The 25,231-nt window shown below is 71.5% G+C and carries 23 protein-coding genes and 1 tRNA gene; 14 read left to right on the plus strand and 10 right to left on the minus strand.

Annotation, left to right across the window (positions count from 1 at the left end):
• Positions 1–11 precede the first annotated feature (11 nt).
• The gene (locus ACVUH9_RS14375) at positions 12–1,454 is read right to left on the minus strand and encodes a serine/threonine-protein kinase (protein ID WP_475758052.1); all 1,443 of its coding nucleotides are present in this window, start codon (positions 1,452–1,454) and stop codon (positions 12–14) included.
• Between the two features lie 231 nt (positions 1,455–1,685).
• Between ACVUH9_RS14375 and ACVUH9_RS14380 the strand changes: the two genes are divergently transcribed.
• The 3 genes from ACVUH9_RS14380 to ACVUH9_RS14390 all read left to right on the plus strand — a co-directional run bounded on the left by ACVUH9_RS14380 (position 1,686) and on the right by ACVUH9_RS14390 (position 4,276).
• A complete protein-coding gene (locus tag ACVUH9_RS14380) occupies positions 1,686–2,879 on the plus strand; it encodes a hypothetical protein (RefSeq protein WP_475758054.1) in 1,194 nt (397 codons plus the stop codon).
• A 3-nt stretch (positions 2,880–2,882) separates the two neighbouring features.
• A complete protein-coding gene (locus ACVUH9_RS14385) occupies positions 2,883–3,449 on the plus strand; it encodes a DUF4446 family protein (RefSeq protein WP_475758056.1) in 567 nt (188 codons plus the stop codon).
• A 200-nt stretch (positions 3,450–3,649) separates the two neighbouring features.
• On the plus strand, positions 3,650–4,276 hold the full coding sequence (locus ACVUH9_RS14390; protein ID WP_475758058.1) for an HNH endonuclease: 627 nt from the start codon (positions 3,650–3,652) through the stop codon (positions 4,274–4,276).
• Positions 4,277–4,947: 671 nt separating this feature from the next.
• On the opposite strand, the gene gyrA is transcribed toward ACVUH9_RS14390, so the two are convergent.
• The 6 genes from gyrA to dnaA form a co-directional block, all read right to left on the minus strand.
• On the minus strand, positions 4,948–7,560 hold the full coding sequence (gene gyrA / locus ACVUH9_RS14395) for a DNA gyrase subunit A (RefSeq protein WP_475758060.1): 2,613 nt from the start codon (positions 7,558–7,560) through the stop codon (positions 4,948–4,950).
• 40 nt (positions 7,561–7,600) lie between these two features.
• On the minus strand, positions 7,601–10,135 hold the full coding sequence (gene gyrB / locus ACVUH9_RS14400) for a DNA topoisomerase (ATP-hydrolyzing) subunit B (RefSeq protein WP_475758062.1): 2,535 nt from the start codon (positions 10,133–10,135) through the stop codon (positions 7,601–7,603).
• 166 nt (positions 10,136–10,301) lie between these two features.
• Positions 10,302–10,664 (minus strand): DciA family protein, encoded by a 363-nt coding sequence (locus ACVUH9_RS14405; RefSeq protein ID WP_475758064.1) that lies wholly within the window; start codon positions 10,662–10,664, stop codon positions 10,302–10,304.
• Positions 10,665–10,668: 4 nt separating this feature from the next.
• Entirely contained in the window at positions 10,669–11,802 is a 1,134-nt protein-coding gene (recF, locus tag ACVUH9_RS14410; RefSeq protein WP_475758066.1) for a DNA replication/repair protein RecF, read from the minus strand.
• Positions 11,803–11,848: 46 nt separating this feature from the next.
• Positions 11,849–12,958: a DNA polymerase III subunit beta gene (gene dnaN, locus ACVUH9_RS14415; RefSeq protein ID WP_475758068.1), complete on the minus strand. Its 1,110-nt coding sequence runs from the start codon at positions 12,956–12,958 to the stop codon at positions 11,849–11,851.
• A 147-nt stretch (positions 12,959–13,105) separates the two neighbouring features.
• Complete coding sequence (gene dnaA / locus ACVUH9_RS14420; protein ID WP_475758070.1) at positions 13,106–14,557, minus strand: chromosomal replication initiator protein DnaA; 1,452 nt, start codon at positions 14,555–14,557, stop codon at positions 13,106–13,108.
• A 331-nt stretch (positions 14,558–14,888) separates the two neighbouring features.
• Here dnaA and rpmH point away from each other — a divergent pair, with 331 nt between their 5' ends.
• The 6 genes from rpmH to ACVUH9_RS14450 are packed head-to-tail and all read left to right on the plus strand — an operon-like array spanning position 14,889 to position 17,847.
• Positions 14,889–15,023, plus strand: a complete 135-nt coding sequence (rpmH, locus tag ACVUH9_RS14425; RefSeq protein ID WP_210491090.1) for a 50S ribosomal protein L34 — start codon at positions 14,889–14,891, stop codon at positions 15,021–15,023.
• 4 nt (positions 15,024–15,027) lie between these two features.
• Positions 15,028–15,462 (plus strand): ribonuclease P protein component, encoded by a 435-nt coding sequence (gene rnpA, locus ACVUH9_RS14430; RefSeq protein ID WP_475758073.1) that lies wholly within the window; start codon positions 15,028–15,030, stop codon positions 15,460–15,462.
• On the plus strand, positions 15,462–15,722 hold the full coding sequence (gene yidD / locus ACVUH9_RS14435; RefSeq protein ID WP_475758075.1) for a membrane protein insertion efficiency factor YidD: 261 nt from the start codon (positions 15,462–15,464) through the stop codon (positions 15,720–15,722). Before rnpA ends, yidD begins: the two co-directional genes overlap by 1 nt.
• A gap of 10 nt (positions 15,723–15,732) precedes the next feature.
• Positions 15,733–16,647, plus strand: a complete 915-nt coding sequence (locus tag ACVUH9_RS14440; RefSeq protein ID WP_475758077.1) for a YidC/Oxa1 family membrane protein insertase — start codon at positions 15,733–15,735, stop codon at positions 16,645–16,647.
• A gap of 1 nt (position 16,648) precedes the next feature.
• Positions 16,649–17,128, plus strand: a complete 480-nt coding sequence (locus ACVUH9_RS14445; protein WP_475758079.1) for a Jag family protein — start codon at positions 16,649–16,651, stop codon at positions 17,126–17,128.
• On the plus strand, positions 17,125–17,847 hold the full coding sequence (locus tag ACVUH9_RS14450; RefSeq protein ID WP_475758081.1) for a 16S rRNA (guanine(527)-N(7))-methyltransferase RsmG: 723 nt from the start codon (positions 17,125–17,127) through the stop codon (positions 17,845–17,847). The genes ACVUH9_RS14445 and ACVUH9_RS14450 overlap by 4 nt, the downstream gene beginning before the upstream one ends.
• A gap of 274 nt (positions 17,848–18,121) precedes the next feature.
• Here the strand turns inward: ACVUH9_RS14450 and ACVUH9_RS14455 are convergent, their stop codons facing one another.
• Positions 18,122–18,547 carry a protein-tyrosine phosphatase family protein gene (locus tag ACVUH9_RS14455; RefSeq protein WP_475758083.1) on the minus strand — a complete coding sequence of 142 codons (426 nt, stop codon included), beginning with the start codon at positions 18,545–18,547 and terminating at the stop codon, positions 18,122–18,124.
• Between the two features lie 998 nt (positions 18,548–19,545).
• Between ACVUH9_RS14455 and ACVUH9_RS14460 the strand changes: the two genes are divergently transcribed.
• The 4 genes from ACVUH9_RS14460 (at position 19,546) to ACVUH9_RS14475 (ending at position 22,152) form a co-directional block, all read left to right on the plus strand.
• Positions 19,546–20,304 carry a ParA family protein gene (locus ACVUH9_RS14460; RefSeq protein ID WP_475758085.1) on the plus strand — a complete coding sequence of 253 codons (759 nt, stop codon included), beginning with the start codon at positions 19,546–19,548 and terminating at the stop codon, positions 20,302–20,304.
• A gap of 16 nt (positions 20,305–20,320) precedes the next feature.
• Positions 20,321–21,169, plus strand: a complete 849-nt coding sequence (locus tag ACVUH9_RS14465) for a ParB/RepB/Spo0J family partition protein (protein WP_475758086.1) — start codon at positions 20,321–20,323, stop codon at positions 21,167–21,169.
• A 190-nt stretch (positions 21,170–21,359) separates the two neighbouring features.
• Positions 21,360–21,433, plus strand: a tRNA-Ile gene (locus ACVUH9_RS14470).
• Between the two features lie 239 nt (positions 21,434–21,672).
• Positions 21,673–22,152, plus strand: a complete 480-nt coding sequence (locus ACVUH9_RS14475) for a bifunctional nuclease family protein (protein ID WP_475758088.1) — start codon at positions 21,673–21,675, stop codon at positions 22,150–22,152.
• A gap of 22 nt (positions 22,153–22,174) precedes the next feature.
• Here the strand turns inward: ACVUH9_RS14475 and ACVUH9_RS14480 are convergent, their stop codons facing one another.
• Entirely contained in the window at positions 22,175–23,116 is a 942-nt protein-coding gene (locus ACVUH9_RS14480) for a D-alanine--D-alanine ligase family protein (protein ID WP_475758090.1), read from the minus strand.
• Positions 23,116–24,453: an aminotransferase-like domain-containing protein gene (locus ACVUH9_RS14485; RefSeq protein WP_475758092.1), complete on the minus strand. Its 1,338-nt coding sequence runs from the start codon at positions 24,451–24,453 to the stop codon at positions 23,116–23,118. Before ACVUH9_RS14485 ends, ACVUH9_RS14480 begins: the two co-directional genes overlap by 1 nt.
• A gap of 200 nt (positions 24,454–24,653) precedes the next feature.
• Between ACVUH9_RS14485 and ACVUH9_RS14490 the strand changes: the two genes are divergently transcribed.
• On the plus strand, positions 24,654–25,229 hold the full coding sequence (locus ACVUH9_RS14490) for a DUF4126 family protein (RefSeq protein WP_475758094.1): 576 nt from the start codon (positions 24,654–24,656) through the stop codon (positions 25,227–25,229).
• Positions 25,230–25,231: the final 2 nt, after the last annotated feature.

Below are 25,231 nucleotides of genomic sequence, written 5' to 3' on the forward strand. Positions count from 1 at the left end.
CTTCGGCTCGGTTACCGGCGGATGCTACGGGGTGTGCCCACCCGGCCGACGCCTGCTCCGACCACGATGGCGACGAGGCAGGCGACGACGGGGGCGGTCGGCCCACCGGCCGCTCCGCCCAGGCCGGTCACGATCGTCGGCATCACCACGCCGGCGACCGCCGCCGCCAGCGCGAGCACGACGACCCCGGCGGCGACCCGCGGAACGAGGCCGCCCTGGGGGTGCGGGCCGCTCGCGGCCACGAGCAGGACCGCGGCCAGCGCCAGCAGGACCGCGAGCACGGCCGGGCCACCGATGGCCGCACCGAGGGCGGCCGCGATCGGGGCCAGCGGCAGCAGCGCCGGGCGCCGCAACGAGGAGCCGGCCCCGACGCTCGCTGTCGCCCGGGTGGTGCCGGAGGCGCGAGCCGGCCGTGGCCGGTCCGGAGCCCGCCGGGCGCCCGGCGGCGGCACCGCGGCGTGCACCTCGGCCGGGTCGCGGAGGACCGGCGCGACGGCGACGCCGCGCTCGGCCAGCCCGATCCGCAGTGCGTGCTCGAGCTCGGCGACGCTGCCGCGATCGACCGGAGCGGCGGCGCAGGCGCGGTCGATCGCCGCCACCACGGTCGGCGGCAGGTCGGGCCGGCGCGGGGCCAGCGACGGCAGCTCGGCGTGGGTCCGGACGAGCGCGCTCGCCTGCTCCGGCTTGCCACCGGGGTGCTCGCCGACGAACGCCTCGTGGAGCACGACCCCGAGCGCCCAGAGGTCGCTCGACTCGTCGCCGACGGCCCCCTGCAGCCGCTCGGGCGCCATGTACGAGAGCGTGCCGACGATCCGTCCCGGGGTCGACTCGGCCGACTCCTGCCCGTCGTTCAGGCGCGCGATCCCGAAGTCGGCCAGCTTCGCCGGGGCGATCCCGGGATGGCAGGGGTGGGTCGGGTCGGAGCCGCGGAAGGCGCCGACCGGCACCAGCACGTTGCGCGGGGTCACGTCGCGGTGGACGATCCCGCGGCCGTGCGCGTGGATCAGTGCGGCGCAGAGGGCGAGGCCGATCTGGAGCAGCTCGTCGTCGTCGTGGGTGTCCTCGGCGATCGTTCGGCGGAGCGTGTCGCCGGCCACGAACTCGGTCACCAGCCAGGCGCAGCCGTCGGCGTTGCCCAGCGCGTAGGTACCGACGACCGTCGGATGGCTGAGGCGGGCCGCGGCCCGCGCCTCGGCGAGCGCCCGATCGCTGCCCTCGTTGGGCAGGCACTTGATCGCCACGATCCGACCCAGCTGGCGGTCCTCCGCCTTCCAGACCGTGCCGGCGCCACCGCGGCCGAGCACCTGCAGCAGCTCGTAGCGGCCGAGGATCAGCTGGCCGGGCGCGAGGTCGGCGCCCGCCGGCCCGCCCGTGAGGCGTCCCGGCGTCGGCGGGGCGGCCGGCGCGGGGATCAGCTGGAGGCCGTCCGACGCGGCCGCGGTTCCCGTACGCACGAGAGCGGTGTTCGCTGTCCGCCGGCGCGCTCCTCCCCGGACCCGTCGTGGGCGACCCCGCGGGAGCGCCAGACCGCTCGATCTCGGCTCCCGCGGCGGGCCGCAGTCGGGGGGACCTGCACCGGAAGAAGAAGGAACCGCCGTCGAAACGGTGAACGGCAGGCAGGACCGTCGGTACCGTGAACCCCACGTTGCCGACGTAGCCCTTTCATCTGCACAGGAGCGCACCCCGTGTCGTTCTTTGACGACGACGACTTCGAAGAGCCCACGCATGTCGCCGACGCGGCGCCTCCGCGTGCGTCTCGGCGCCCGCGCGGCTTCAGCGGCTTCGGGGGCGGCGGCGCGAGCAGCGGCGGCGGCCGGGCACCCGGCCAGCCGGACCCGCACACCGCCCGCGTCCGGCAGATGGTCGCGCTCGGCATCATCGTGGTCGTCCTGATCCTGCTCGCGGTCGGCATCAGCAGCTGCGTCAGCAACAGCCGCACCTCGGCCCTCAAGGACTACTCGCGGGACGTGACCGCGCTGCTGGTCGAGTCGCGGGACGACGTCGGCGCGCCGCTGTTCCGCACGCTCTCGTCCGGGGGCCCCGCCAACGAGCTGACCAACGAGCTCAACACGCTGCGGGACAAGGCCGAGCAGGAGGCGGAGCGCGCGAAGGGCTTCAGCCCGCCCGGCGACGACCGCGGCCAGTCCGCCCAGCACGACCTCGAGCTGGCGATGAACTTCCGGGCCCAGGCGGTCCGCGTGATCGCCTCGCGGATCACCGCCGCCCAGGCGGATCAGGACACGTCGCAGGCCGCGATCAAGGAGATCGCCGGGCAGATGCAGGCGTTGCTGGCCAGCGACGTGGTCCTGCTCCAGCGGACCAAGCCGCTGATCGACGAGGCCCTGAAGGACGCGGGCGTCACCGGGGCCGACGTCCAGGCCCCGCGGTTCGTGACCGACGTGAGCTGGCTCGAGCCCGACACCGTCGCGAGCAAGCTCGGCGGGTCGAGCACGAGCGGCGGCGGGAGCAGCGGCTCGACGTCACCGGTCCGCGATCGCTCGGGCGAGACCCCGACGACCAGCGGCGCGCACGGCAACGGGATCGTCGGCGTGACGATGGGTGGCACCACCCTCGAGGCCGGCACCGACGCCACCGTCAGCGGTCGCACGGTCGAGGTCCAGGTCGCCAACCAGGGCGAGGCCGACGAGGCGAACGTCGACGTCGGCGCGACCTTCACCCCCTCGGGCGGCAAGGCCGCGTTCGTCAAGAAGACGGTCAAGGCGATCCCCCAGGGGCAGACGGTGACGGTCCAGCTGGCGCTCCCGAGCACGGTCAAGGCCGGGCAGGCGGGCGAGCTCGTGGTCGAGGTCGGCGGCGTCCCGGGCGAGCAGAAGCTCGACAACAACAAGGCGACCTACACGATCACGATCGGTGAGTGAGCGGTGACCGGCGCTGACGCCAGCTGGCACCTGATCGGGGTTGCCGGCGCCGCGCTGAGCCTGCTCTCGCTGCTGCTGGTCGCGGCGCTGTGGGTGCAGGTCCGGCGGCTGCGGCGAGCCCAGTCGACGGTCCTCGGCGAGCACGGCAGCGACGACCTCGTCGCCCACGCCGCGGCGCTGACCGAGCACGTGACCAGCGCGTCGCGCGAGTGGCGGCTGCTCAGCAGCCGCCTGGAGGAGCGGATGGGCGGGATCGAGGGCGCGATCCTGCGGGTCTTCTCCCGCCACGGCCTGATCCGCTACGACGCCTACGGCGAGCAGTCCGGGCAGCAGTCGTGCTCGCTGGCGCTGCTCGACGTCCGCGGCGACGGGTTCGTGATGACCTCGATCCACCACCGCGATCAGGCCCGGCTCTACATCCGCCGGATCAACCGCGGCCAGCCGGAGCACCGGCTCGCCCCCGAGGAGGAGCAGGCGCTGGAGGCCGCCCTCCACAACGGCGCGATCTCCGCCACAGGCGCGATCGACGGCGTCGAGCCGGAGCCGCGGCGCGGCGTCGACGACCACTGAGCAGCGGCGCCCGGCGGCCTGACCGGACCGCTCCCGACGAACCCGGCGAGGCCCCGCGGGCGGCCCAGATCGTGGCGCCGAGCCGCTCACCGCGACGACGCTCACCGAGGGCCGAGCGGTGACCGACGTGTAACCGCTACGCAGCAACCGGTGGACAAGGGGGAGTTGACGGGTATCCTCCCTTCTCGGAGTGCAGGTTGATGCACACGGGAGAGCCCTCAGCCACCGTCGTGAACCTGCCGCCCCGCGGTGTTGGCGCAAGCCATGGGTCGCGTGGTGGTGGACACCTCACTGCGCGCCGAATCGGGGGCCCGGCGAGCGGCTCCTCGACGCACGTCCTGGTCCTCAACGCGACCTACGAGCCGATCCACGTCTGCGGGATCAAGCGGGCGGCGGTCCTGCTGCTGAAGGAGAAGGCCGAGGTCATAGAGGCCGGCGAGGGCGAGCTCCACGCCGAGCGGACGTCGCTGCCGCGGCCGGCGATCATCCGCCTGCGGACCTACGCGCCGGTCCCACGGCACAACCGCCGGCGGCTGACCCGGCGAGCCGTCTTCGCCCGTGACGACTGGACCTGTCAGTACTGCGGGGCCCACAGCGACCTGACGGTCGACCACGTGATCCCGCGGTCGAAGGGCGGGTCGAGCGAGTGGGAGAACATCGTCGCCTGCTGCTCCTCGTGCAATCGCCGCAAGGCCGACCGGCTGCCGCACCAGGCGCGGATGTTCCCGGCGACGACGCCACGCGCGCCGCACCCGTCGGTCTTCATCCACGTCGCCTGCCCGCGAATTCCCGAGAGCTGGCACGCCTGGCTCCCCCAGGCCGCCTGACCGCGCGAGCGCGGGAAGGCGCGAAGCCCCGCTCGCACGTCATCTGAAGCCGAGGGCCAACGACGCGGGAAGCGCCGCTCGGAGGCAAGCAAAATCAAGGCGTGGCGAAGACCAAGCCCCAGACCACCTCAGGCCGAGTCGCAACGCGGCGGGGGTGGATGCGAGGCGTTCGTGGACCAAGCAGGTCGCCGCCGGGCAGCGAGAGCTGTACGCAAGTACTGCCGAGCGAACCAGGTGGCGAGATGCGCCGGTCCACGAACGCCTCGCGCCGCCCCCCTACGAGGCGCGGCGCCCGTAGGCGCCGCGCTGAGAGTGTCGGGTGGTGGTCCTGACCGAGATGTCGCATCCCTCACGCCAGTAACGTGAGTGCGTATTCGCTGGGACGAGGTCGAACTCCCGGTCCGGCAAGTGACGCGAGGCGCCACCGACCTCCCGAATGACCGTCAGTTGACGGCCACCTCCTGAGTCCCGGACGTACTGTCTATTCGGACCACCTCCTTTCTCTGGTGCTGGGTAGATCGAACCTAGCACCCAGCTCCGACGAGGTCGAGCGAATCGCATGATCCGCCGTCGCTCACGGCGAACGAGGACTCCCGGGCCCCCCGGAGCACGCTCCGGGAGAGCCTGCGGCGGGAGCTCGTGACGCGCAGTCAGGAGCCCCCGCCAGTGGCCTACTCCTCGGTCGACTCCGGAGCGTCGTCGGCGGGCCCGGCACCGTCGACCGAGGGCGGCTCCATGCCCTCGGGCGCCTCGACGATCTCGAGCAGGCCGGCCGGCCCACCCTCGATCAGCGCCTCCTGGACGTCGAGGCCCTCGGTCCCGTCGACCGTCTGGTCCTCGACGACGCGGGCGATCGCGCTGACGCGGTCGTCGTCCTTGATGTTCATGACCTTGACGCCCTGCGAGTTGCGGCCGTAGCGGTTGATGCCCTTGACGGACGTCCGCTGGACCATCCCGCCCTCGCTGATGAAGACGAGGCCCTCGTGCTCGCGAACGACCAGGGCGCCGGCGAGGCCGCCCTTGGTCTCCGTCAGCTGGATCGTCTTGACGCCCTTGGCGCCGCGGCTGGTCTTGCGGTACTCGCGGATCAGCGTGCGCTTGCCGAAGCCGTTCTCGGTCACGACCAGCAGGTCGTAGTCGTCGCGAGCGACGTCCATCGCGATCACCGAGTTCTTCTTCGGGTCGCTGCCGACGTCCATCCCGCGGACGCCGGTGGTGTCGCGGCCCATCGAGCGCGCGTCGTCCTCGCTGAAGCGGACGGTCAGCCCGGCCTTCGAGACCATCACGATCTCGTCCTCGGCGTCGACGTTGCGGACCGCGACCAGCTCGTCCTCGTCGCGGATCTTGATCGCGATGATGCCGTCGGCCTTGATCGGCGTGTTGTACGCCAGCAGCTCGGTCTTCTTGACCGTGCCCGCGCGGGTCGCGAAGACGAGGTACTTCGTCTCCGTGAAGTCGCGGGTCGAGAGCACGGACTGGATCCGCTCGCCCTCGCGCAGCGGCAGCACGTTGCTGAGGAACCGGCCCTTCGAGGTCCGCGAGGACTCCGGCAGGTCGTAGACCTTCGAGCGGTAGACCTTGCCGCGGTTGGAGAAGAACAGCAGGTAGTCGTGGCTCGAGCAGACGAACAGGTGCTCGATGAAGTCGCCGTCCTTCATCGTCATCCCGTTGACGCCGACGCCGCCGCGCTGCTGCTGGCGGTACGTCGCCAGCGGCAGCGACTTGATGTAGCCGGACTGGGTGATCGTGATGACCATCTGCTGGTCGGCGATCAGGTCCTCGATGTCGATCTCGCCCTCGGCGTGGGTGATCAGCGTGCGCCGCTCGTCACCGAACCGCTCGCGGATCTCGGACATCTCCTCCTTGATCAGCTCGAGCACCTGCTGCTCGTCGCCGAGCAGCGCGCGCAGCTCCTTGATCCGCTCCATCACGTCGGCGTGCTCGGCGCGGATCGCGTCGCTCTCCAGCGCGGTCAGCTGCGACAGGCGCAGGTCGAGGATCGCCTGCGACTGGATCAGCGTCAGGCCGAACTGGCTCATCAGCTCGCCGCGGGCCGTCTCGCGGTCCTTCGACGACCGGATCACCGCGATCACGGCGTCGAGGTTGTCGAGCGCGATCAGCAAGCCCTCGAGGACGTGGGCGCGCGCCTCCTTCTGCGCCAGCTCGTACTTCGCGCGGCGGACGACGACCTCGCGCTGATGGCCGACGTAGGCCGTCAGCACCTGCTGGAGGTTCAGCGTCCGCGGGACGCCGTCGAGCAGCGCCACCATGTTGACGCCGAACGTCGTCTGCATGTTGGTGTGCTTGAACAGCTTGTTCAGCACCACCTTCGGCAGCACGTCGCGCTTGAGCTCGATGACCAGGCGCATGCCGCGACGATCGGTCTCGTCGCGGATGTCGGAGATCTCGGGGATCTTCTTGTCGCGGACGAGGTCGGCGATCTTGACGATCAGGCCGTTCTCGCCACCCTTCTTGACCTCGTAGGGCAGCTCCGTGACGACGATCGCTTCCTTGCCCTGGGCCAGCGGCTCGATGTGCGCCTTGGCCTGGACGCGGATCTTCCCGCGGCCCTTCTCGTAGGCGTCGCGGATGCCCTGGGTGCCGAGGATGATCCCGGCGGTCGGGAAGTCCGGCCCCTTGAGGTGCTCCATGAGCCCCTCGACCGAGATCTGGGGATCGTCGATGAAGGCGATCGTGGCGTCGATCGTCTCGCGCAGGTTGTGCGGCGGGATCTTCGTCGCCATGCCGACCGCGATGCCCGACGAGCCGTTGACCAGCAGGTTCGGGTAGCGCGACGGCAGGACCGTCGGCTCCATCTTGCGGCCGTCGTAGTTCGGCGTGAAGTCGACGGTGTCCATGTCGAGATCGCGCAGCATCTCGAGCGAGAGACGCGTCAGACGCGCCTCGGTGTACCGCATCGCGGCAGCGTCGTCGTCGTCGATCGAGCCGAAGTTGCCCTGACCGTCGACGAGCTCGTAGCGCATCGAGAAGTCCTGGGCGAGGCGCACGAGCGTGTCGTAGATCGACGCGTCGCCGTGCGGGTGGTAGTTGCCCATCACCTCGCCGACGATGCGGGCGCACTTGGCGTACGGCCGCGTCGGCCCGATGCCCAGCTCGGACATGCCGAAGAGCACCCGGCGGTGGACGGGCTTCAGCCCGTCACGGACGTCGGGCAGCGCGCGCCCGACGATCACGGACATCGCGTAGTCGAGGTACGCCGTCCGCATCTCGTCTTCGAGGTTGCGCGGCTCGATGTTGCCGCCACTGATCACGTCGGTCGCCATCGCTCAGGCTCCTTCTACGAAATGGGTCTGCGGTGAGCGGTCAGACATCGAGATTGGCGACCTGACGGCCGTACTCCTCGATGAAGTTCCGGCGGTGCTCGACGTGCTCACCCATGAGCATCGAGAACAACCGGTCCGCACCCGCCGCGTCGTCGACGGTCACCTGCTGGAGGGTCCGGTGGGCCGGATCCATGGTCGTCTCACGCAGCTGGTCGGCGTTCATCTCGCCCAGCCCCTTGAAGCGCGAGAGCGAGACGCCCTTCTGGGCGACGCTGAGAACGCCCCGTCCGAGCTCCTCGAACGTGTCGGCGTCCTCGCTGCGATCGGCGAGCCGGATCGTGAACGAGGGCTGCCCGAAGAGGCCGACGAGCTGCTGGTGGACCTTGACGAAGCCGATGTACTCGGGGCTGTCGAACAGCGTCCGGTCGAGGTCGGTGGTCCGGGCCAGGCCCGTCTTCTTCTCGGTCGTGCGGATCCGCAGGTGGGTGCCCTCCTCGGAGAGCAGCCGCACGTTGATCGCGGCGTCGTCGCCGGAGATCTCCGACGACTGCAACCGCGCGAGGACCTCGGCCGAGCCGGTGATCCCGTCGTGGACGAGGCCGGTCGAGGCGAGGAAGTGGACGACGTCCATCCCGTGCTCGGCCCGCAACGCGCTGGCCCAGCCCTCGTGCTGCTTGCGCAGGCGGCTGAACTTCTTCCACTTGCTGTCGTTCAGCGAGACCGTCTCGCCGGCGGCGTTGACGATCTCGAACTTCTCGAGCTTGTCGGAGAGCAGGTACTCCTCCAGCTCCGTCTCCTTCTCGATGTAGCGATCGTGGCCGCCCTGGCGGACCTTGTAGAGCGGCGGCTTGGCGATGTAGACGAAGCCGGCCTCGATCAGCTCCTGCATCTCACGGAAGATCAGCGTCAGCGCGAGCGTGCGGATGTGCGCGCCGTCGACGTCGGCGTCGGTCATCAGGATGATCTTGTGGTACCGGGCCGCGGAGATGTCGAACTCCTCGCGGATCCCGGTGCCGATCGCCGTGATCAGCGACTGGACCTCGATGTTCTGGAGGACCTTGTCGATCCGCGCGCGCTCGACGTTGAGGATCTTGCCGCGGAGCGGAAGGATCGCCTGCGTGTGCCGGTCGCGACCCTGCTTGGCCGAACCACCGGCGGAGTTGCCCTCGACGATGAACAGCTCGGCCAGCGACGGGTCCTTGACCGAGCAGTCGGCGAGCTTGCCCGGCAGCCGCGAGTTCTCCAGCGCGCTCTTGCGGCGCGTCAGGTCGCGGGCCTTGCGGGCGGCCGACCGCGCCTGGGCGGCCTGGACCGCCTTGCGGACGATCGAGCGCGCGTCGGCCGGGTTCTCCTCGAGGAACTCGGCCAGCTTCGCGTTCACGACCGACTCGACGAAGCCCTGCATCTGCGGGTTGCCGAGCTTGGTCTTCGTCTGACCCTCGAACTGCGGGTTGGTCAGCTTCGCGGAGATGACCGCGGTCAGGCCCTCGCGGATGTCCTCGCCGGAGAGCGCCGGGTCCTTCTCCTTCAGCTCGCCCTTCTCGCGCGCCCACTTGTTGATCGTGCGGGTCAGCGCCGAGCGGAACCCGGAGAGGTGCGAGCCACCCTCGTGGGTGTTGATGTTGTTCGCGAACGAGTGGACCGACTCCTGGTAGGTGCCGTTCCACTGCATCGCGACCTCGACCGCGCCGCCGGCCTTGTCGTCCTCCCCCTCGAAGGTGATGACCTTCTTCTGGATCGGATCCTTGTTCTCGTTCAGGAACGCGACGAAGTCGGCGATGCCGCCCTCGAAGTGGAAGTCGACCGTCTTGCCGCCTTCGCGCTCGTCGGTGATCTTGATCCGCAGACCGCGGGTCAGGAAGGCCGTCTCGCGCAGGCGGGTCTCGAGCGTCGACCAGTCGTACTCGGTCGTCTCGAAGATCTCCGTGTCCGGGAGGAACCGGATGATGGTGCCCGTGCCGTCACCGGGCTTGAGCGCCTCGCCCTTCTGGAGCTCCTCGATCGGCGCGCCGCGGACGTAGCGCTGGGTCCAGGAGAAACCGTCACGCCGGATCTCGATGTCGAACTCTTCGGAGAGCGCGTTGACGACCGAGGAACCGACGCCGTGGAGACCGCCGGAGACCTTGTAGCCGCCGCCGTCGCCGAACTTGCCGCCGGCGTGGAGGACCGTCAGGACGACCTCGACGGTCGGCTTGCCGGTCTCGTGCATCGCGACCGGGATGCCACGGCCGTCGTCGACCACGGTGACCGAGTTGTCGGGGTGGATCGTGACCGTCACCGTCGACGCGTGCCCGGCGAGGGCCTCGTCGACCGAGTTGTCGACGATCTCCCAGACCAGGTGGTGGAGACCGCGGGTCCCCGTCGAGCCGATGTACATGCCCGGCCGGTGGCGGACCGCCTCCAGCCCCTCGAGGACGGTGATGTCCGCCGCGTCGTAGGTCCCGTCCGATGCCGTCTTGGCGTTGGCGGTGGTCGTCGCCTCCGCGTTGGCCGCCTTGAGCGCCTCAACGTCAGCCGCGGACGCGGCCTCCGTCTTCGCCGTCTCGTCCGGGGTGGGGTTCTCGTCAGTCGCCATAAGCCTCCGTGCAGCAGAAACGCCTCGGTCCCGGGGCCAAAGAGGTCGGGCCAAGGCGCACCGAGCGAATCCTTCTGAGAATAGCACAGGAGGGGGTCTGAATCCCCTGTCGTGGCGGGCGAAAACCCGCTCCACAACGGGCTTTCCGGCCGCCTCCGGGGACCGCCTAGGAGATCCCGCGGGACGGACGGCCGAACGGCGACCCGCTGCGCCCAGAAACGCCACCTGCCCGGGCCCGGATCGCGGTCACCTCGGAAACGCCCGCGGCGTGCAGACGCTCGACCAGCATCGCCTCCAGCATCTGCAGCTCCTGGGCCCAGGTCGCGTCCTCGCAGGCCACGTGGAGCAGCCCGTCGACGAACGCCACCGGCTGCCCGGCCGCTGCGATGTCGGGGCCGACCGCGCGGCCCCAGACCCGCTGGATCCGGCCCAGGCCGAGGCTGCCGACGTCCTCCGGAGCGAGCGCGTCGAGCAGCGACTCGAGCCCGGTCGCGGACTGGCGGGGAGCGGATCGGCGACGACGGGCCACGGACTCAGTCTCCCCGGTCCGGGTCCGCCGCGGCCACCCGGACGCTGGTCGCGGCGCCGGGACGGACCTCGATCGAGCCGACCGACGGGTCGTTCGAACCCGGCACGTGCGTCGCCTCGGTCACGGTCAGCAGCGCCTGACCCCGCTCGCTGATCACCTCGACCAGCCGCGCGCGCCGCTCGACGTCGAGCTCGCTCATCACGTCGTCGAGCAGCAGGACCGGGCGCTGGCCCGTCGCCTGCTCGATCACGTCGGCCTCGCCGAGGAGCAGGGCGAGCAGCGCCAGCCGCTGCTCGCCCTGCGATCCGAAGCGGCTGAGCGGACGGCCCTCGCGGCGAACGGCGAGGTCGTCGCGGTGCGGTCCGTGGTGGGTGAAGCCCCGATCGAGGTCGCCGGCGTGCCGCTCGACCAGGGCCGCGACGACCTCGTCCGGGTCCGCCGCCGAGCGGGGGCGGTAGGAGATCTCCAGCGCGCCCTCGAGCCCGAGCTGCTCGGCCCGCCGCGTGACCGCGGGGTTGATCGACTCGGTGGTCAGCGCCCGCGCGCCGGTCAGGGCCGCCGCGGCATCGGCCAGCGCACGGTCCCACGGCGCCAGCTCGCGGCCGGCGGACGCCACGTCGACCGAGCGTGCCCGCAGCGACGAGAGCAAGGCGTTGCGTTGCCGCAGGGCCTCGTGGAAGCTGCGCCGCAACGGCGCCGCCGAGGGCCGCAGCGCTACGAGCAGTTGGTCGAGGTGCGCGCGCCGGAGCGCCGGCCCACCCTTGACCAGGACCATCCGGTCGGGCAGGAAGACGCTCATCCGGGGACGAGCCGGGTGGTCGAGCAGGCTCTCGACCGGGTTGCCGTCGACCCGCAGCCGCCGGCGGTCTCCGGGATGCAGGCCGACCGAGAAGCTGCTCGTCCCGGTGGCGGTGGCGACCTCGGCCGCCACGTGCCCGGCCTCCGCGCCGCGGCGGATGAGGTCGCTGTCGCTCGCCTGCCGGAACGAGCGTCCCGTGCAGGCGAGGTAGGCCGCCTCGAGCAGGTTGGTCTTGCCGGCCCCGTTGGGACCGGCGATGACCGTGAGCCCGGGACCGAGCTCGACGTCGGCCTCGACGTACGTGCGCAGATCGCGCACCCGAAGGCGCGCCAGGTGCATCAGGACGTCGTCCGCCCCGGGCTCGAGTCCGCCACCCGATCCGTCCTCAGGCGTTGAGGCGGATCGGCATGATCAGGTACAGGAAGCCCTGGTCGTCCGTCGTCTGCAGCAGGCCCGGCCGGATCGGGCTCGTGAGCCGCAGCAGGACCTCGTCGCCGTCGATCGTGTCGAGGCCGTCACGCAGGTACTCGGGGTTGAACCCGATCGCGAACGGCTCGCCGTGGAACGGGACCGGCAGCGACTCGCGAGCCTCGCCGACGTCCTGGGTCTGCGCCGAGACGACCAGCTCGCCCTCGCTGAAGGCCAGGCTCAACGCCGCGGCCTTCTGGGCCAGCAGCGAGACGCGGCTGACGACCTCGCGCAGCTCCGACGTGGAGACCCGCAGCTCGTGATCGAACGTCTCGGGGATCAGCGAGCGGTACTGCGGGAACGTCCCGTCGACCAGCCGCGAGCTGAGCACGTGGCGGCCGATCGTGAACAGCACCTGGTTCTCGCCGCGGGCGACGGTCAGCGTCTCCGCGCCGCTCGCCGGCACCAGCCGCTCCAGCTCCTGCATGACCCGGGCCGGGACGTTCGCCTCGAAGCTGCCGTCGAGCGGCGTCTCCAGCGTCGTCCGCTTCTCGGACAGGCGGTAGGAGTCGGTCGCCACCATCGTCAGCGTGTCGCCCTCGGCGCGGACCAGCACGCAGGCCAGCAACGGCCGCGTGTCGTCCTTCGCCGCGGACCGCACGACCTTGGTCGTCGTCTGCACGAAGGCCTCGGCCGAGACCTCGACGCCGGCGACGTCGGAGGGCTCCGGCAGCGGCGGGAAGTCCTCGCCCCGCAGCGTCCGCAGGTGGAAGACCGCCGACCCGGCGGTGACCTCCACGTCCTGCTCCTCACTGCGCAGTTCCAGGGTCAGACGCGGCCCCGGAGCCTGACGGGTGATGTCGAGCAGCAGCCGCGCAGGAAGCACGACGGTGCCCGGACGCTCGACGTCGCCCTCCAGGGCGATCCGGAGTCCGACCTGGAGGTCGGTGGCGCGCAGCTCGATGCCGTCGCCGGTCGCCACGATCTGGACCCCAGACAAGGTGGGGTTCGCGAGTCGCCCCGACGCGATGCGGCTGAGCGACTGCAGATGACCGAGCAGGTCCTGTGCGGCGGTGTGCAGTTTCACCTTGAAGTCCTCAAGAGAGAAGGGTGATCAGAAGTTGTAGGAAGGCCTGTGCGTCCTGTGGACCGACGTCCCCCGAGAGCTCGGGATCGCCCGTCTGGAGCACGGTCGCGGGGCGACGTGTCCGTGCACAGGACCCTGTGCAGTCTGTCAGTCACGGCGGTCGTTCTGTGGAGCGTCGCCTGCGGAGGCACCCTGCGTCTGCACAGAACGGAGCAGCGAACGCACACGTGCGAGGTCGACCTGTGCGGCCGGATCGTGGCCGATCTTCTCGGTCACGCTGCGCACGGCGGTCATCACCGTCGTGTGGTTGCGGCCCCCGAAGTCGCGGCCGAGGGTCGGGTACGAGGCACCCGTCTCCTCTCGCGCGAGGTACATGGCGAGCTTGCGGGCCCAGGCGAGCCGCTTGTCGTTCCGACGCGAGAGCAGGTCCTCCTCGCTGACGTCGAACGTCGTCGCGGTCGCCTGCACGACCTGGGCGACCGTCGCCGGAGCGGCGGCCTGCTCGTCGCCGGTGCGCTGGCCGGGGTGCCGCGGACGGTCGGGGTAGAGCGAGCCGAGCACCTCCTGGGCGAGGCCGGCCGTCAGCGGACGATCGGTCAGCGAGGCGTACGCGACGACCCGGACCAGCGCGGCCTCGACGGCCCGGACGCTGGTGTTGACGTGCCGCGCGATCTCCTCGAGCGCGGCGGGCTCGGCCAGCTCGACGGCCTGCCCGGTGATCCGCTTGCGCAGGACCATCATCCGGGTGGCGATGTCGGGCAGCTCGACCTCGGCCGCCAACCCGGAGGCGAAGCGGTCGCGGAGGCGCTGCTCCATCTCCTGCATGTCGTGCGGGACGCGGTCGGCCGTCAGCACCAGCTGGGCGCCGGCCTCGTGGAGCGCGTTGAAGGTGTGGAAGAACTCCTCCTCCGTCGCCTTCTTCGCCATCAGGAACTGGACGTCGTCGACGAGCAGCAGGTCGAGCTCGCGGTAGCGCTCCTTGAACGCCGCGATCCCGCGACTGCGGAGGGCCCCGGTGAACTCGGAGGTGAACGTCTCGGCGGTCGCGTAGCGGACCCGCATCCCGTGGTGGTGCTGGCGGGCGTAGTTGCCGATCGCGTGCAGCAGGTGGGTCTTGCCGGTCCCCGGCGGTCCGTAGAGGAACAGCGGGTTGTAGGCGATCCCCGGGTTCTCGGCGACCGTCAGCGCGGCGGCGTGGGCGAACCGGTTGGACGGCCCGAGCACGAACTCCTCGAACCGGTACCGGGGCGTCAGGGGACGCTCGGCCGGGGCGGCCCCGATCTCGGCGTCGGCTCCGGACCAGCCGTCGCGCCGCTGCTGGTCCTTTGGTCGCCGGGTGCTCGTCGGCGGTTCGTCCGGGGCGAGGACGACCTCGAGCGGTCGGTCGAGCACGCGGGTCGCGCTCGCGCTGAGCAGCGGCAGCAGGCGGTCGGCGATCCACGCCCGCGCGTGTGCGGGCGCGAGGATCAGCAGCTGTCGCCCGTCGGTGGAGACCGGGCTCAGGACGGAGAGCCAGGTGTCCCACGCTTGGTCCCCGATCTGCCGCCGTGCGTCCTCGATGATGGCGCTCCAGGCGCGGTCGAGGTCAGCGGCAGTCACGGGACAGGGCAAGGAGTCGCCAGGGGCGACGAGGAAGAAGCATTGGAGGACCGCTTGGAGGAAGGTCCTGAGGAGTCACCATCGACTGACGGCGAGCCGCGAATATACCAGTGGCCTGGACTCCCGGCGGTCGGGTTTGCCCGTTCTGCACGAGAGTTCCCGGAAAGAGCGAGAACAACCGGGCGCCCTCCGAGCATGAACCGTCCGGCGGGTGCAGTAGGGCGCTCTGCCCCTCGCGCGGGGTATCGCTAGACTGGCCTGTCCGTGCCCGCGTCGGGGTAGGTCGTCGTGCCTCCTCCGTGCCGCGCAGCCCTCAAACCGAGCTCTAGAGATGAAGCGCACCTACCAGCCGAAGAAGCGCAAGCGCGCCCGCACCCACGGCTTCCGCGAGCGGATGTCGACCAAGGCCGGCCGCGAGGTCCTGAAGCGCCGCCGCGCCAAGGGCCGCCGCCGCCTCACCGTCTGATCCCATGACCGATCCCCGTCCGGCCGCTCCGCGGTCGAAGCGGGGTCGCCTGACCCGCAGCGCCGACTTCGAGCGCGTCTTCCGACGCGGTCGCTCGTTCGGCAACCGCCATCTGGTGCTGCACCTCTTTCCGCAGGACGGGGCCGGCGAGGCTCGCGACCCCCGGGTCGGACTGAGCGTCTCGCGCCGCGTCGGCGGAGCCGTCGACCGCAATCTCGTGAAGCGTCTGCTTCGCGAGGCGTTCGCGGAGCATGCGGGACGGTTCCCGACCTCCGTCGATCTGGTCATCGTCGCCCGCCCGGATGCCCGGGAGCTGGCCGAACGCGAAGGCCTGTCCGGCATCGCGGGAGCGCTCGGCGAGCTGGTCGACAAGGCCGCCCGGTCGATGGCACCGGCCCCGTCGGGCTCCGCCCCGCCCCCCGAGCAGGCCGACCGCTGATGTCGGTCGTCCGCTCGATCTTCATCGCCCCGATCCGCGGGTACCAGCGCTTCATCAGTCCGGCGCTGCCCAGAAGCTGCAAGTACGAGCCGACCTGTAGCCACTACGCGGCCGAGGCGGTGCGGACCGAAGGGGTCCTGCGCGGGCTCGTGCTCGCGACGTGGCGCATCCTCCGGTGCAACCCGTGGAGCCATGGCGGCTACGATCCCGTCTCGGCGCAGCGGCTGTTCCGCTCTCGCCGTCCTGCTCCGCCCTCCTGAACGATTGCCTATGCCCGCTGCCGTTATCGCCCCGATTCAGTGGCTCATCTCGCTGTTCCTGCCGATCCTGGAGTTCTTCCACGATGCGGTCGGACTGGGATGGGGCCTCTCGATCATCGTCCTGACGATCCTCCTGCGCCTCGCGGTCCTGCCGCTGGGCATCAAGTCGTTCAAGTCGATGCGGGGGCTGCAGGCGATCGCCCCGCAGCTCAAGGAGTTGCAGAAGAAGTACAAGGACGACAAGCAGCGTCTCCAGCAGGAGACGATGAAGCTGTACTCGCAGTACAAGGTGAACCCGTTCGGGTCGTGTCTGCCGATCATCGTGCAGATCCCGTTCCTGATCAGCTTCTACTACATGCTCCGCACCGATCTCAAGACCGAGATCTGTGGCGTGAGCCTGCCGACCTCGGTCGGCTGTGGTGCGGTGCCGAACCCGGTCGGGACCTGGACCGTCGGCGAGCCGATCCCGCCGGGCAGCGCGGTCGGCGGCTTCGGTGAGCACTTCCTGGGGATCAACGACATCACGGCGACGGCGACCGGCGCGCTGCTGGTCCTGCTGCTGGTCCTCTACGTCGGTTCGCAGATGGCGTCGTCGCTGGTCAACATGCCGCCGACGGCGGACAAGAACCAGAAGCGCCTGATGCTGGCGCTGCCGCTGGTCTTCGTCTTCTTCCTGATCCCGATCAAGCCGCCGGCCGGTCTGTTCCTCTACTGGATCACGACCAACGTCTTCACGCTCGTCCAGCAGTGGGGCCTGATCCAGGTCTACGGCCACGTCAAGCCGCCGGAGAAGGACGAGGACGAGGAGGAGGACGACTCGGCCTCCCCGAAGCCGGCGCGGGCCAAGGTCGCCGTGGCGTCCGGGAGCACCCCGCCGCCGCCCCCGCGCAAGCGCAAGCGCAAGCGTTCGGGCAGGAGGCGCTGAGATGCCGCAGGACGACGTCATCGGGGAGCGGATCGCGCTCGAGGTCGGCGCGCTCGTCGGTCAGGTCGCCGCGGCGATCGAGGCCGGCGACGAGGTCGAGGTCACGCGGTCGGGGGTGCGGATCACCGCGACCCTGCACGGCGACCAGGTGGCGCCGTTCATCGGCCGGCACGGTCACGTGATCGACGCCGTCCAGCACCTCGCCACCCGGATCGCGGCCAAGCACGCGCCGGGTGGCGACTGGGTCGTCACCGTCGACGCCGGGGACTACCGGACCCGGCGGGCGGCGATCCTGGAGCGGATCGCCGACGAGGCCTCCGAGCGCGCGTTGCGGACCGGCGAGCAGGTCGCGCTCGATCCGATGACCGCGAGCGAGCGGCGCTACGTGCACGAGCGGCTGCGGGACCGCGGGGAGGTCGACACGCACAGCGAGGGCGACGAGCCCGAGCGGCACCTGGTCGTCACCCGCCGCGCGGCGTGACCGGGCCGGGGGAGCAGTCCGGGCCGGTCGAGCGGCGGCTCGAGGAGCTGGTTGCGCAGTACGGCCTGGACGATCGCGCGCACGCCGCGCTGCGGGTCCTGATCGAGGTCTTCGCGACCGACGAGCACGCGGCCACGACCGTGCGGGCGCCGGAGGAGACCATCGACCGTCACGTGGCCGACGGCCTGACGGGGCTCGAGGTCGCCGCGGTCCGCGAGGCGTCGCGGATGACCGACATCGGCACCGGCGCCGGCATCCCGGCGCTGGTCCTGGCGGCCGCGCTGCCCGATTGCGAGGTCGTGGCGATGGACACCGTCGGCCGCAAGGTCGGCTGGGTGCTCGCCTGCGGCGAGCGGATGGGCCTGACGAACCTGCGAGGCGTGCACGCCCGGGCCGAGGCGTGGCCCGAGGGGATCGGCGCGTTCGACGTCGTGACCGCCCGCGCGGTGGCGCAGCTCGGGGTCCTGGTCGAGTACGCCGCGCCGCTGCTGCGTGAGGGCGGGACGCTGGTGGCCTGGAAGGGCGTGCTGGAGGACGAGGAGTCCCGTGTCGCCTCCTCGGTCGCCGAGCGGCTGAAGATGTCGCCGCTCGAGGTTCGGCCGATGAAGCCGTGGGCCGACGCCCGCGCGCGCTGCCTGGTGGTCACGGAGAAGCTGGGGCCGACGCCCAAGGGCTTCCCGCGGCGGCCGGGCCTGGCGCTGAAGCGCCCACTGACCTGAGCGTCAGTGGGACCTGCCGGCGTTTCACGTGAAACGCCGGCAGGCGGTGGGCCCGGGTGGGGTAGAGGGCCAGCCGGTCGCCAGCCTCTGGGTCGGCCGCTCGCCTTTCCCGTCGCGGTCGCGGGTGTCGTCTGGGGCCTGACGGTCCTGTCCGGGGCCAGAGGGGTCCGGATGGTTCATGACCCGGGCCGGCGCGTGCCGGGTCCTCCGGCGGCCGGCGAGGTCCGCCCGCGGGGTGCAGTGGCGCCGCCGAGGCCGGCCCGGGTCCTGCGGGTCACGCGGTGAAGCGGCGGACGTAGCGTCGCTGCCAGGGGGTCTCGACGGCCCGGTGGTCGTAGCGTTCGCGGACCCAGGCGGTGGCCTCCTCCGGAGCGACCCCGCCGAGCTGGGCGATGCAGGCGAGCGCCGTGCCGGTTCGTCCGCGCCCGCCGCCGCAGGCGATCTCGATCCGCTCGCCGCGGGCCGCACGACGGTGGGCTTCGGCGAGCGCCGCGCGCGCGTCCTGCTCATCGCTCGGGAGCCGGAAGTCGGGCCAGCGAAGCCAGCGGGCGGGCCACGCTGCGGCCGGCGGGGGCGAGCCGAGGAGGTAGAGCCCCCAGTCGGGCGGGGGCTCGGGCAGTGCGCCGCGGCGGAGGCCGCGGCCCCGAAGGCGTGCCCCATCGGGAAGCTCGACGACGCCTGGTCCACGGTCCCACGGCACGCGCCCAGTGTGACGACTCGGAGGGTTGCTGGCGGTCGTGGAGGTCCGCCCCGGCGACGCGGACGCACCACGTCGATGTCCAGAGCGGTGCGGGCGGGATCTGGGACGCCGGCGATTTCAGCGTTGATGCTCGAGCGGATCGTCGGCCTGGGGGCGCGGCAGGCTGGCGGCCCGGACGGCTCGGCGAGGAGATGCGTGGGGCCGTGCCGGGAGCTCCGCGGGTCGGCGGGCGGTGGTCGGCCGCCTCTCGGGGTGCGACCGGGGGCATTGGCGCGGTTCCCGGCGGTTGCAGTCCCGAAGGCGCCGGTCTCGTCGGCGGCGATGTCCGGGGCTCGGCGGGGCGGCCGGGCGGTGGCCATCCGGGGATCGGGGCGGGACCGGGAGGAAGGGCGGTTGCTCGGGTCCTGGGGGCGTGCTGGCTCGGACGCGTCGGTGTCGAGGGGGCGAGGAGCGGGGCCGACGGTGTGGCGGACCAGGAGGTCGGCGAGCGGGTGACGGCGGGCCCGTGGCAGACGGTGCGCGGCCCGGCAAGCACGGGAGGTCGGGCCGGCGCGGGGAGGGCACGGCGCTGGGGTGTCGGCAGCGGGACGGTGGGTGGCTTCTCGGTCTGTGGCCGTCCGGGTCGAGCGGGCCCGGGTCCCGTGCGGGAGCTGGAGCTCGGGGTCCGGTCTGGTCCCTTGGGCCGACCGGGACGGGTCGCCCGGTGGTCGTCGGTGCCGCTGGACGAGGAGGTGGGCCTCGTCCGACGTGTCGGTCCTCGCCGGCGGTGCGCCTGAGCGGGTCCGTCGCGGCGAGGGCGACGATCGGGCTGGTGGCCCGCTCGCGTCCGGGGCACTGCTGGCCGGCGAGCGTTTCACGTGAAACGCTCGCCGGGGGTAAATAGGCCGCGCATCTGGTCTCCGAGGGCCGGCGCCTCGCGGGCCGGTTTCGCTCAGATCGGCTCATATTCGTCCGGCGGCTGGCCCTCGACCTCTCCGGACCGGTACCTTCGGTGCCCCTTGGGCACGATCTACGCCATCGCGAATCAGAAGGGCGGAGTGGGCAAGACCACGACCGCCGTCAACCTTGCCGCTTGCATCGCCGAAGCGGGCTACCCAACGCTCCTGATCGACATCGACGCGCAGGCCAACGCGACGGTCGCGCTGGGCATCGACAAGCACAGCACGCCCAGCGTCTACGACGTGCTCCGGGGCGACGTGCCGGCGGCCGACGCCGTCGTGCCGACGGGCATCGACGGTCTCTCGCTGCTTCCGGCGCAGCCCGATCTGGCCGCCGCGACGGTCGAGTTGGCGCGCGAGCCGGGAAGTGACGGGCGCCTGCGCGACGCGCTCGAGGGCATCCGCGAGCAGTACACGTTCATCCTGCTCGACTGCCCGCCCTCGCTCGGGCCGTTGACGATCAACGCGCTGGTGGCGGCAGACCGGGTCATCGTCCCCGTGCAGGCCGAGTACTTCGCGCTCGAGGGTCTCGCCGGACTGCTCGATACGCTCGGCCTGATCCAGCGGCGCCTGAATCCGCGCCTCGCGATCGCCGGCATGCTGCTGACGATGCACGACACCCGCACCCGGCTCGCGCACGACGTCGAGCGCGAGGTCCGCGAGCACTTCCCCGACCTCGTCTTCCAGACGGTGATCCCGCGCAACGTCCGGATCAGCGAGGCCCCGAGCTACGGGATTCCCGTGATCCACCACGACCCGCACTCCAGCGGGGCGACCGCCTACTTCGACCTCGCCAAGGAGATGGTCGCTCGTGGCTAAGGCCAAGCAGCGGGGCATGGGTCGCGGTCTCGCGGCGATCCTGGCCGCTGACGGCCAGCCCGAAGGCGTCGAGCGGGCGACTGAGCTGCGGACGCTCCCGGTCGAGCTGATCCTCGCCAATCCGAACCAGCCACGGCGGGTCTTCGACGACGACGCGCTCCAGGCGCTCGCGGGCTCGATCGCCGACCGCGGCGTGCTCCAGCCGGTCCTGGTCCGCCCGCTGCCCGGCGGGCGCTACGAGCTGGTGGCCGGAGAGCGGCGTTGGCGGGCGACCCAGATCGCTGGCCTGAGCGACATCCCCGCGCTGGTCCAGGAGCGCGACGACGCGACTTCGCTGCAGGCGGCCCTGGTCGAGAACATGGCCCGGGCGGACCTGAACCCGATCGAGGAGGCGCGAGCGATCTCGGCCCTCGTGGAGGATCTCGGCCTCACCCGTGAGGCCGTCGGCAAGATGGTCGGCCGCTCGCGGGTGGCGGTCTCCAACCTGTTGCGCATCCTGGATCTGCCCGACGAGGTCCTCGACCTGATCGGCGAGGGCACGCTCAGTGCCGGCCACGGCCGCGCGCTGCTGCTCGCCGACGGGCACGACGTCCGTCGCTCGCTGGCGCAGCAGGCGGCGATCGAGGGCTGGTCGGTGCGGGTCCTCGAGCAGCGGGCTCGTGCGGCGCACGACGGCAGCCGCTCGAAGAAGCCGGTCGAGGTGCCCGCGGACCAGGTCGCGGCGGCCGAGGAGTTCGAGGAACGTCTCGGGCGCGCGCTCGGGCACGACGTCCGCGTGCGGGCGAAGGGCAACGGCTTCGTGGCCGAGATCCGGCTCGACGACGTCGAGCAGGCCCGACGGTTGACCGACCGTCTCAGCGGCTGATCGGCCGACCGGGCGTGGACACCGTTTCAGGCCCGAAACGGCCCGAATTTCGACCCACGTAAAGGGGCCGTACGCGGCCTTCGGCGGGGGTCCGAGGGGTATCGGTCCAGATCGACGTTTTCGAGCGGGAGAACGGCTTTACGGACGTCGATGCGGCGTCGTGGCCCGTTCGCTAATCTTCTCGATCCTCGGGCGATTAGCTCAGTCGGTTAGAGCGCTTCTCTGATAAGGAAGAGGTCGGTGGTTCGAATCCACCATCGCCCACTCGGAACGGCCCGCACTGCGGGCCGTTCGTCGTTTCGGGGGTCGTGCCCCGCCCGGTCGAGCCTGTGCCGCTCCCGGGCTCCGTCGTCCGGCGTGACGATCGGTCGACCCCGCCCGGGTGCGCCGTATGACGCCGGTGCTGCGACCGGGCGGGCACGCACCGATACACTGCGGGCAGGGCCGCCGCGAGACCGACGTGGGTCGCGGCAGCGTCCTGTTCGGAGCTGACCATGCAGGAGATGACGATTTACGGCGTGAGCTTCGACATGGTCGGCAAGCAGCCGATCGTGCTGCTCAAGTGCGTCGAGTCCAACCGGTTCTTGCCGATCTGGATCGGTCACCCCGAGGCGGCCGCGATCCTGATGCGGCTCCAGGGGGCCTCCACCCCGCGGCCGATGACCCACGACCTGATGGTCGACGTCCTCGAGCAGTTCGAGGTCAAGTGCACGAAGGTCACGGTCACCGAGCTGCGCGAGAACACCTTCTACGCGACGATCACGCTCGATCAGAACGGTCGTGAGGTCGAGATCGACTCCCGGCCCTCCGACGCGCTGGCCTTCGCCGTCCGCTGCGGAGCCCAGATCTTCGCGGCCGACGACGTGATCGAGGAGTCCGCGATCGAGTTCGATCGCAACTCGGAAGAGGCCGACGACGTCGTCGACCGCTTCCGCAGCTTCCTCGACCAGGTCTCGCCCGACGACTTCGGCCAGCAGGGCTGACGTCCGGCCCGCCCGGCGCCGCTCAGGCGGGGCGCGCGGGGTGGTCGGTCAGTGCGAGGTCGAGCAGGCGGGTCACGAGCCCGTCGAAGCTGATTCCGGCGGCCTCGGCGGCGACCGGTAGGTAGCTGGTCTGGGTGAGGCCGGGGACGGCGTCGACCTCGAGCACGGTCAGATCGCCGCTGGTGCGGTCGGCGAGCAGGTCGACCCGGGCGAAGCCCCGGCAGTCGAGGGCCTTGAACGCGCGCAGCGCCAGTGCCTCGGCCGCGGCGACGATCCCCGGGTCCAGATCCGCAGGACAGGTGAACGTGCTCTGTCCAATTGTGTACCGGGCGCTGTAGGGATCGAGATCGCGCGGATGGACCTCCACGATTGGCAGGGTCGAGCCGCCGACGATCGAGACCGACAGGTCGTGTCCGTCGACGTAGTGCTCCAGCAGCACCCGGTCCCCGTACGAGAGGGCCGCCACGAGCGCGTTGGGGGCGTCCTGCGGGCCGCGGACCATCCGCAGGCCGAGGGCGGAGCCCTGACGCGACGGCTTGACCACCAGCGGGAAGCCGAGCCGCTCGCCGACCCGCCCGAGCGCGTCGGCAGCACCGAGCTGCTTAAACGCCGAGGCCGAGACGCTGACGGCGTCAGGCGTCGGGATCCCCGCCGCCGCGAGCGCCCGCTTGGTGACGACCTTGTCCCAGCAGCGCTCGCACGACCCGGGGTCCGACCCGGTGTAGGGAATGCCGAGGACCTCGAGCAGCTCCTGGACGGTGCCGTCCTCGCCGTCCTCGCCGTGGAGGGCGACGAACGCCACGTCGGGACGGAGCCCGGTCAGCGTCCGCACCAGGCCGTGGTCGACGTCGACCCCGTGGACCTCGTGCCCGAGCCGCCGGAGGGCCTCCTCGACGCGCTGGCCGGACTGGAGCGAGACCTGCCGTTCGAGCGAGCGACCGCCCTGGAGCACCGCGACCCGCATCAGTTGCTGCTCCGGCGGCGGCCAGCCGTCCGCAGCGGCACGATCGGCGCCCCGTCGTCGGCCTGCTCACGCTGTCCCCCGGTCGCACCGCGCCCGGCGACGTCGCTGCGGCCGCTGCGGTCGCCGCCGGCTGCGCCGCCCCGCGGGCGAGCGGTCCCAGTAATCGAGGCGTAGAGCTCCAGCTGCTCGGCGATCACGGTCCCGATCCGGCTGATCCCCTCGCGGATGTCCTCCTCGGCGACCCCGGAGAAGTTGATGCGCATCGCGTTGCCCCCGCGGCCGTCGAGGTAGGCCGCGCGGCCCGGCACGAAGGCGACGTCGTGCTGCAGCGCGCGGGCCAGCAGATCGGTGGTGTCGAGGTACTCGGGCAGCGTGACCCAGACGAACAGCCCGCCCTGCGGGCGGGTCCAGGTCGTGCCGTCGGGCATGTGCCGCTCGAGCGCGTCCAGCATCACGTCACGGCGCGCCTGGTAGACGTCGGCCTGCCGCTGCACGTAGTCGCGCCAGTCCCGCTCCTTGAAGTAGTAGGCGACGAACAGCTGGCTGAGCGACGGCGAGTTGAGGTCGCTGCCCTGCTTGCCGACGACCATCTTCTGCCGGACCGGCGCGGGCGCGATCGCCCAGCCGACGCGGATCCCCGGCGAGAGGATCTTCGAGAGCGTGCCGCCGTAGATCACGAAGCGGCCGCCGTCGAGCGAGTAGAGCGACGGAAGGGCGGGCCCCTCGTACCGCAGCAGCCCGTAGGGGTTGTCCTCCAGCACCAGCAGCTGGCGCTCCTGGGCGATCTGGACCAGCCGCTGCCGGCGCTCCAGCGACATCGTCACGCCGCCCGGGTTCTGGAAGGTCGGGATCGTGTAGATGAACTTCGGACGCCGGCCCTCGGCCTCCAGCCGGTCGAGCGTCTCCTCGAGCAGGTCGATCCGCATCCCGTCGTCGTCCATGTCGACCTGGACGAGATCGGCCTCGTAGGCGCTGAACGTCGGCACCGCGCCCGGGTAGGTCGGGCCCTCGGCGATGATCACGTCGCCCGGATCGACGAGGGTCTTGCAGACGAGGTCGATCACCTGCTGCCCGCCGGTCGTGACCAGGATCTCGTCGGGGTCGACGATCGTGCCCTCGGCGGCCATCACCTCGGCCAGGCAGGGACGGATCTCCGCCATGCCCTCGGTCGGCGCGTACTGGAGCGCCCGGGCCGAGTCGGCCGCCGCCATCTGCGAGAGGACCTTGGCCAGATCCTCGGCCGGGAACAGCTTGGTGTCGGCGAGGCCGCCCGCCAGCGAGATCACCTCGGGACGCTCGGTCAGCGCCATCAGGTCCCGCATCGCCGAGCTCTTCATCACTCGCGTACGCTGGGCGAAGAGACCCGCGTAGCGCTCGAGATCGCCCGACGGACGGGCCGTCGTCGCGGCCTCCGAGGGGGACGCAACTGCGCCGGAACCAGCCGCTGCCGCCGCCGGAGCGATCGTGCGTGCGGGACTGGTTGGCGGGGCGGTCGAGTCCGGGTCCTCTACAGTCATGCGTCGAACGGTATCGCCCTATGACCTATCTCCTCGACATTCTTCAGGGCATCGGCATCGCCGCTGCCGCCGGCGCCAGCCCCTTCCTGCCGCTCGCGGTAGCCGCGCTCGCTGGTCTCGCCAACATCAGCACCGACTACGAGGGGACCACCTTCCGCGTCCTCGAGTCGCCGGTGGTGCTGGTCCTGGCGATCGTGCTCGCCGTCGTCGCGATCGTCCTGCGACGCCGGTTGGAGACCCAGACCGGCGAACGCGCGATGCTCGGCCTGGGGATGGTCTTCGGTGCCGTGGTCACCGCGGCGACGGTCGCCGACCACAGCTCGACCTGGTGGCCCGGCCTGATCGCCGGCGCCGGCGCGGCCCTGATCTCCGGGCTCGCCGTGCAATCGCTCATGCGCCGGACCCGCGCGCGGCTCGACGAGGAGCAGCGGTCGCTGCTGTCGATCGGCAACGCGGTCGGCGCGACCATCGTCGCGATCCTCGCGGTCCTGCTGCCTCCGGTCGGCCTGATCGCGCTGATCGCCGCGGTCTGGCTGCTCGTCGGGGGCCGGCGCCGTGCCAACGCCAAGCACGCGGGGCTGCGGGTCCTGCGCTGACC

Source organism: Patulibacter ginsengiterrae, assembly GCF_056269115.1.

Bases quoted from the DNA above. Each gene is read 5' to 3' on its own strand.
- ACVUH9_RS14480 (WP_475758090.1), bottom strand. From the start codon at position 23,116: ATGCGGGTCGCGGTGCTCCAGGGCGGTCGCTCGCTCGAACGGCAGGTC.
- ACVUH9_RS14475 (WP_475758088.1), top strand. From the start codon at position 21,673: ATGACGATTTACGGCGTGAGCTTCGACATGGTCGGCAAGCAGCCGATC.
- ACVUH9_RS14390 (WP_475758058.1), top strand. From the start codon at position 3,650: ATGCACACGGGAGAGCCCTCAGCCACCGTCGTGAACCTGCCGCCCCGC.
- rnpA (WP_475758073.1), top strand. From the start codon at position 15,028: ATGACCGATCCCCGTCCGGCCGCTCCGCGGTCGAAGCGGGGTCGCCTG.
- gyrA (WP_475758060.1), bottom strand. From the start codon at position 7,560: ATGGCGACCGACGTGATCAGTGGCGGCAACATCGAGCCGCGCAACCTC.
- ACVUH9_RS14465 (WP_475758086.1), top strand. From the start codon at position 20,321: ATGGGTCGCGGTCTCGCGGCGATCCTGGCCGCTGACGGCCAGCCCGAA.
- ACVUH9_RS14445 (WP_475758079.1), top strand. From the start codon at position 16,649: ATGCCGCAGGACGACGTCATCGGGGAGCGGATCGCGCTCGAGGTCGGC.
- ACVUH9_RS14485 (WP_475758092.1), bottom strand. From the start codon at position 24,453: ATGAAGAGCTCGGCGATGCGGGACCTGATGGCGCTGACCGAGCGTCCC.
- ACVUH9_RS14490 (WP_475758094.1), top strand. From the start codon at position 24,654: ATGACCTATCTCCTCGACATTCTTCAGGGCATCGGCATCGCCGCTGCC.
- gyrB (WP_475758062.1), bottom strand. From the start codon at position 10,135: ATGGCGACTGACGAGAACCCCACCCCGGACGAGACGGCGAAGACGGAG.
- rpmH (WP_210491090.1), top strand. From the start codon at position 14,889: ATGAAGCGCACCTACCAGCCGAAGAAGCGCAAGCGCGCCCGCACCCAC.
- recF (WP_475758066.1), bottom strand. From the start codon at position 11,802: ATGCACCTGGCGCGCCTTCGGGTGCGCGATCTGCGCACGTACGTCGAG.
- ACVUH9_RS14440 (WP_475758077.1), top strand. From the start codon at position 15,733: ATGCCCGCTGCCGTTATCGCCCCGATTCAGTGGCTCATCTCGCTGTTC.
- yidD (WP_475758075.1), top strand. From the start codon at position 15,462: ATGTCGGTCGTCCGCTCGATCTTCATCGCCCCGATCCGCGGGTACCAG.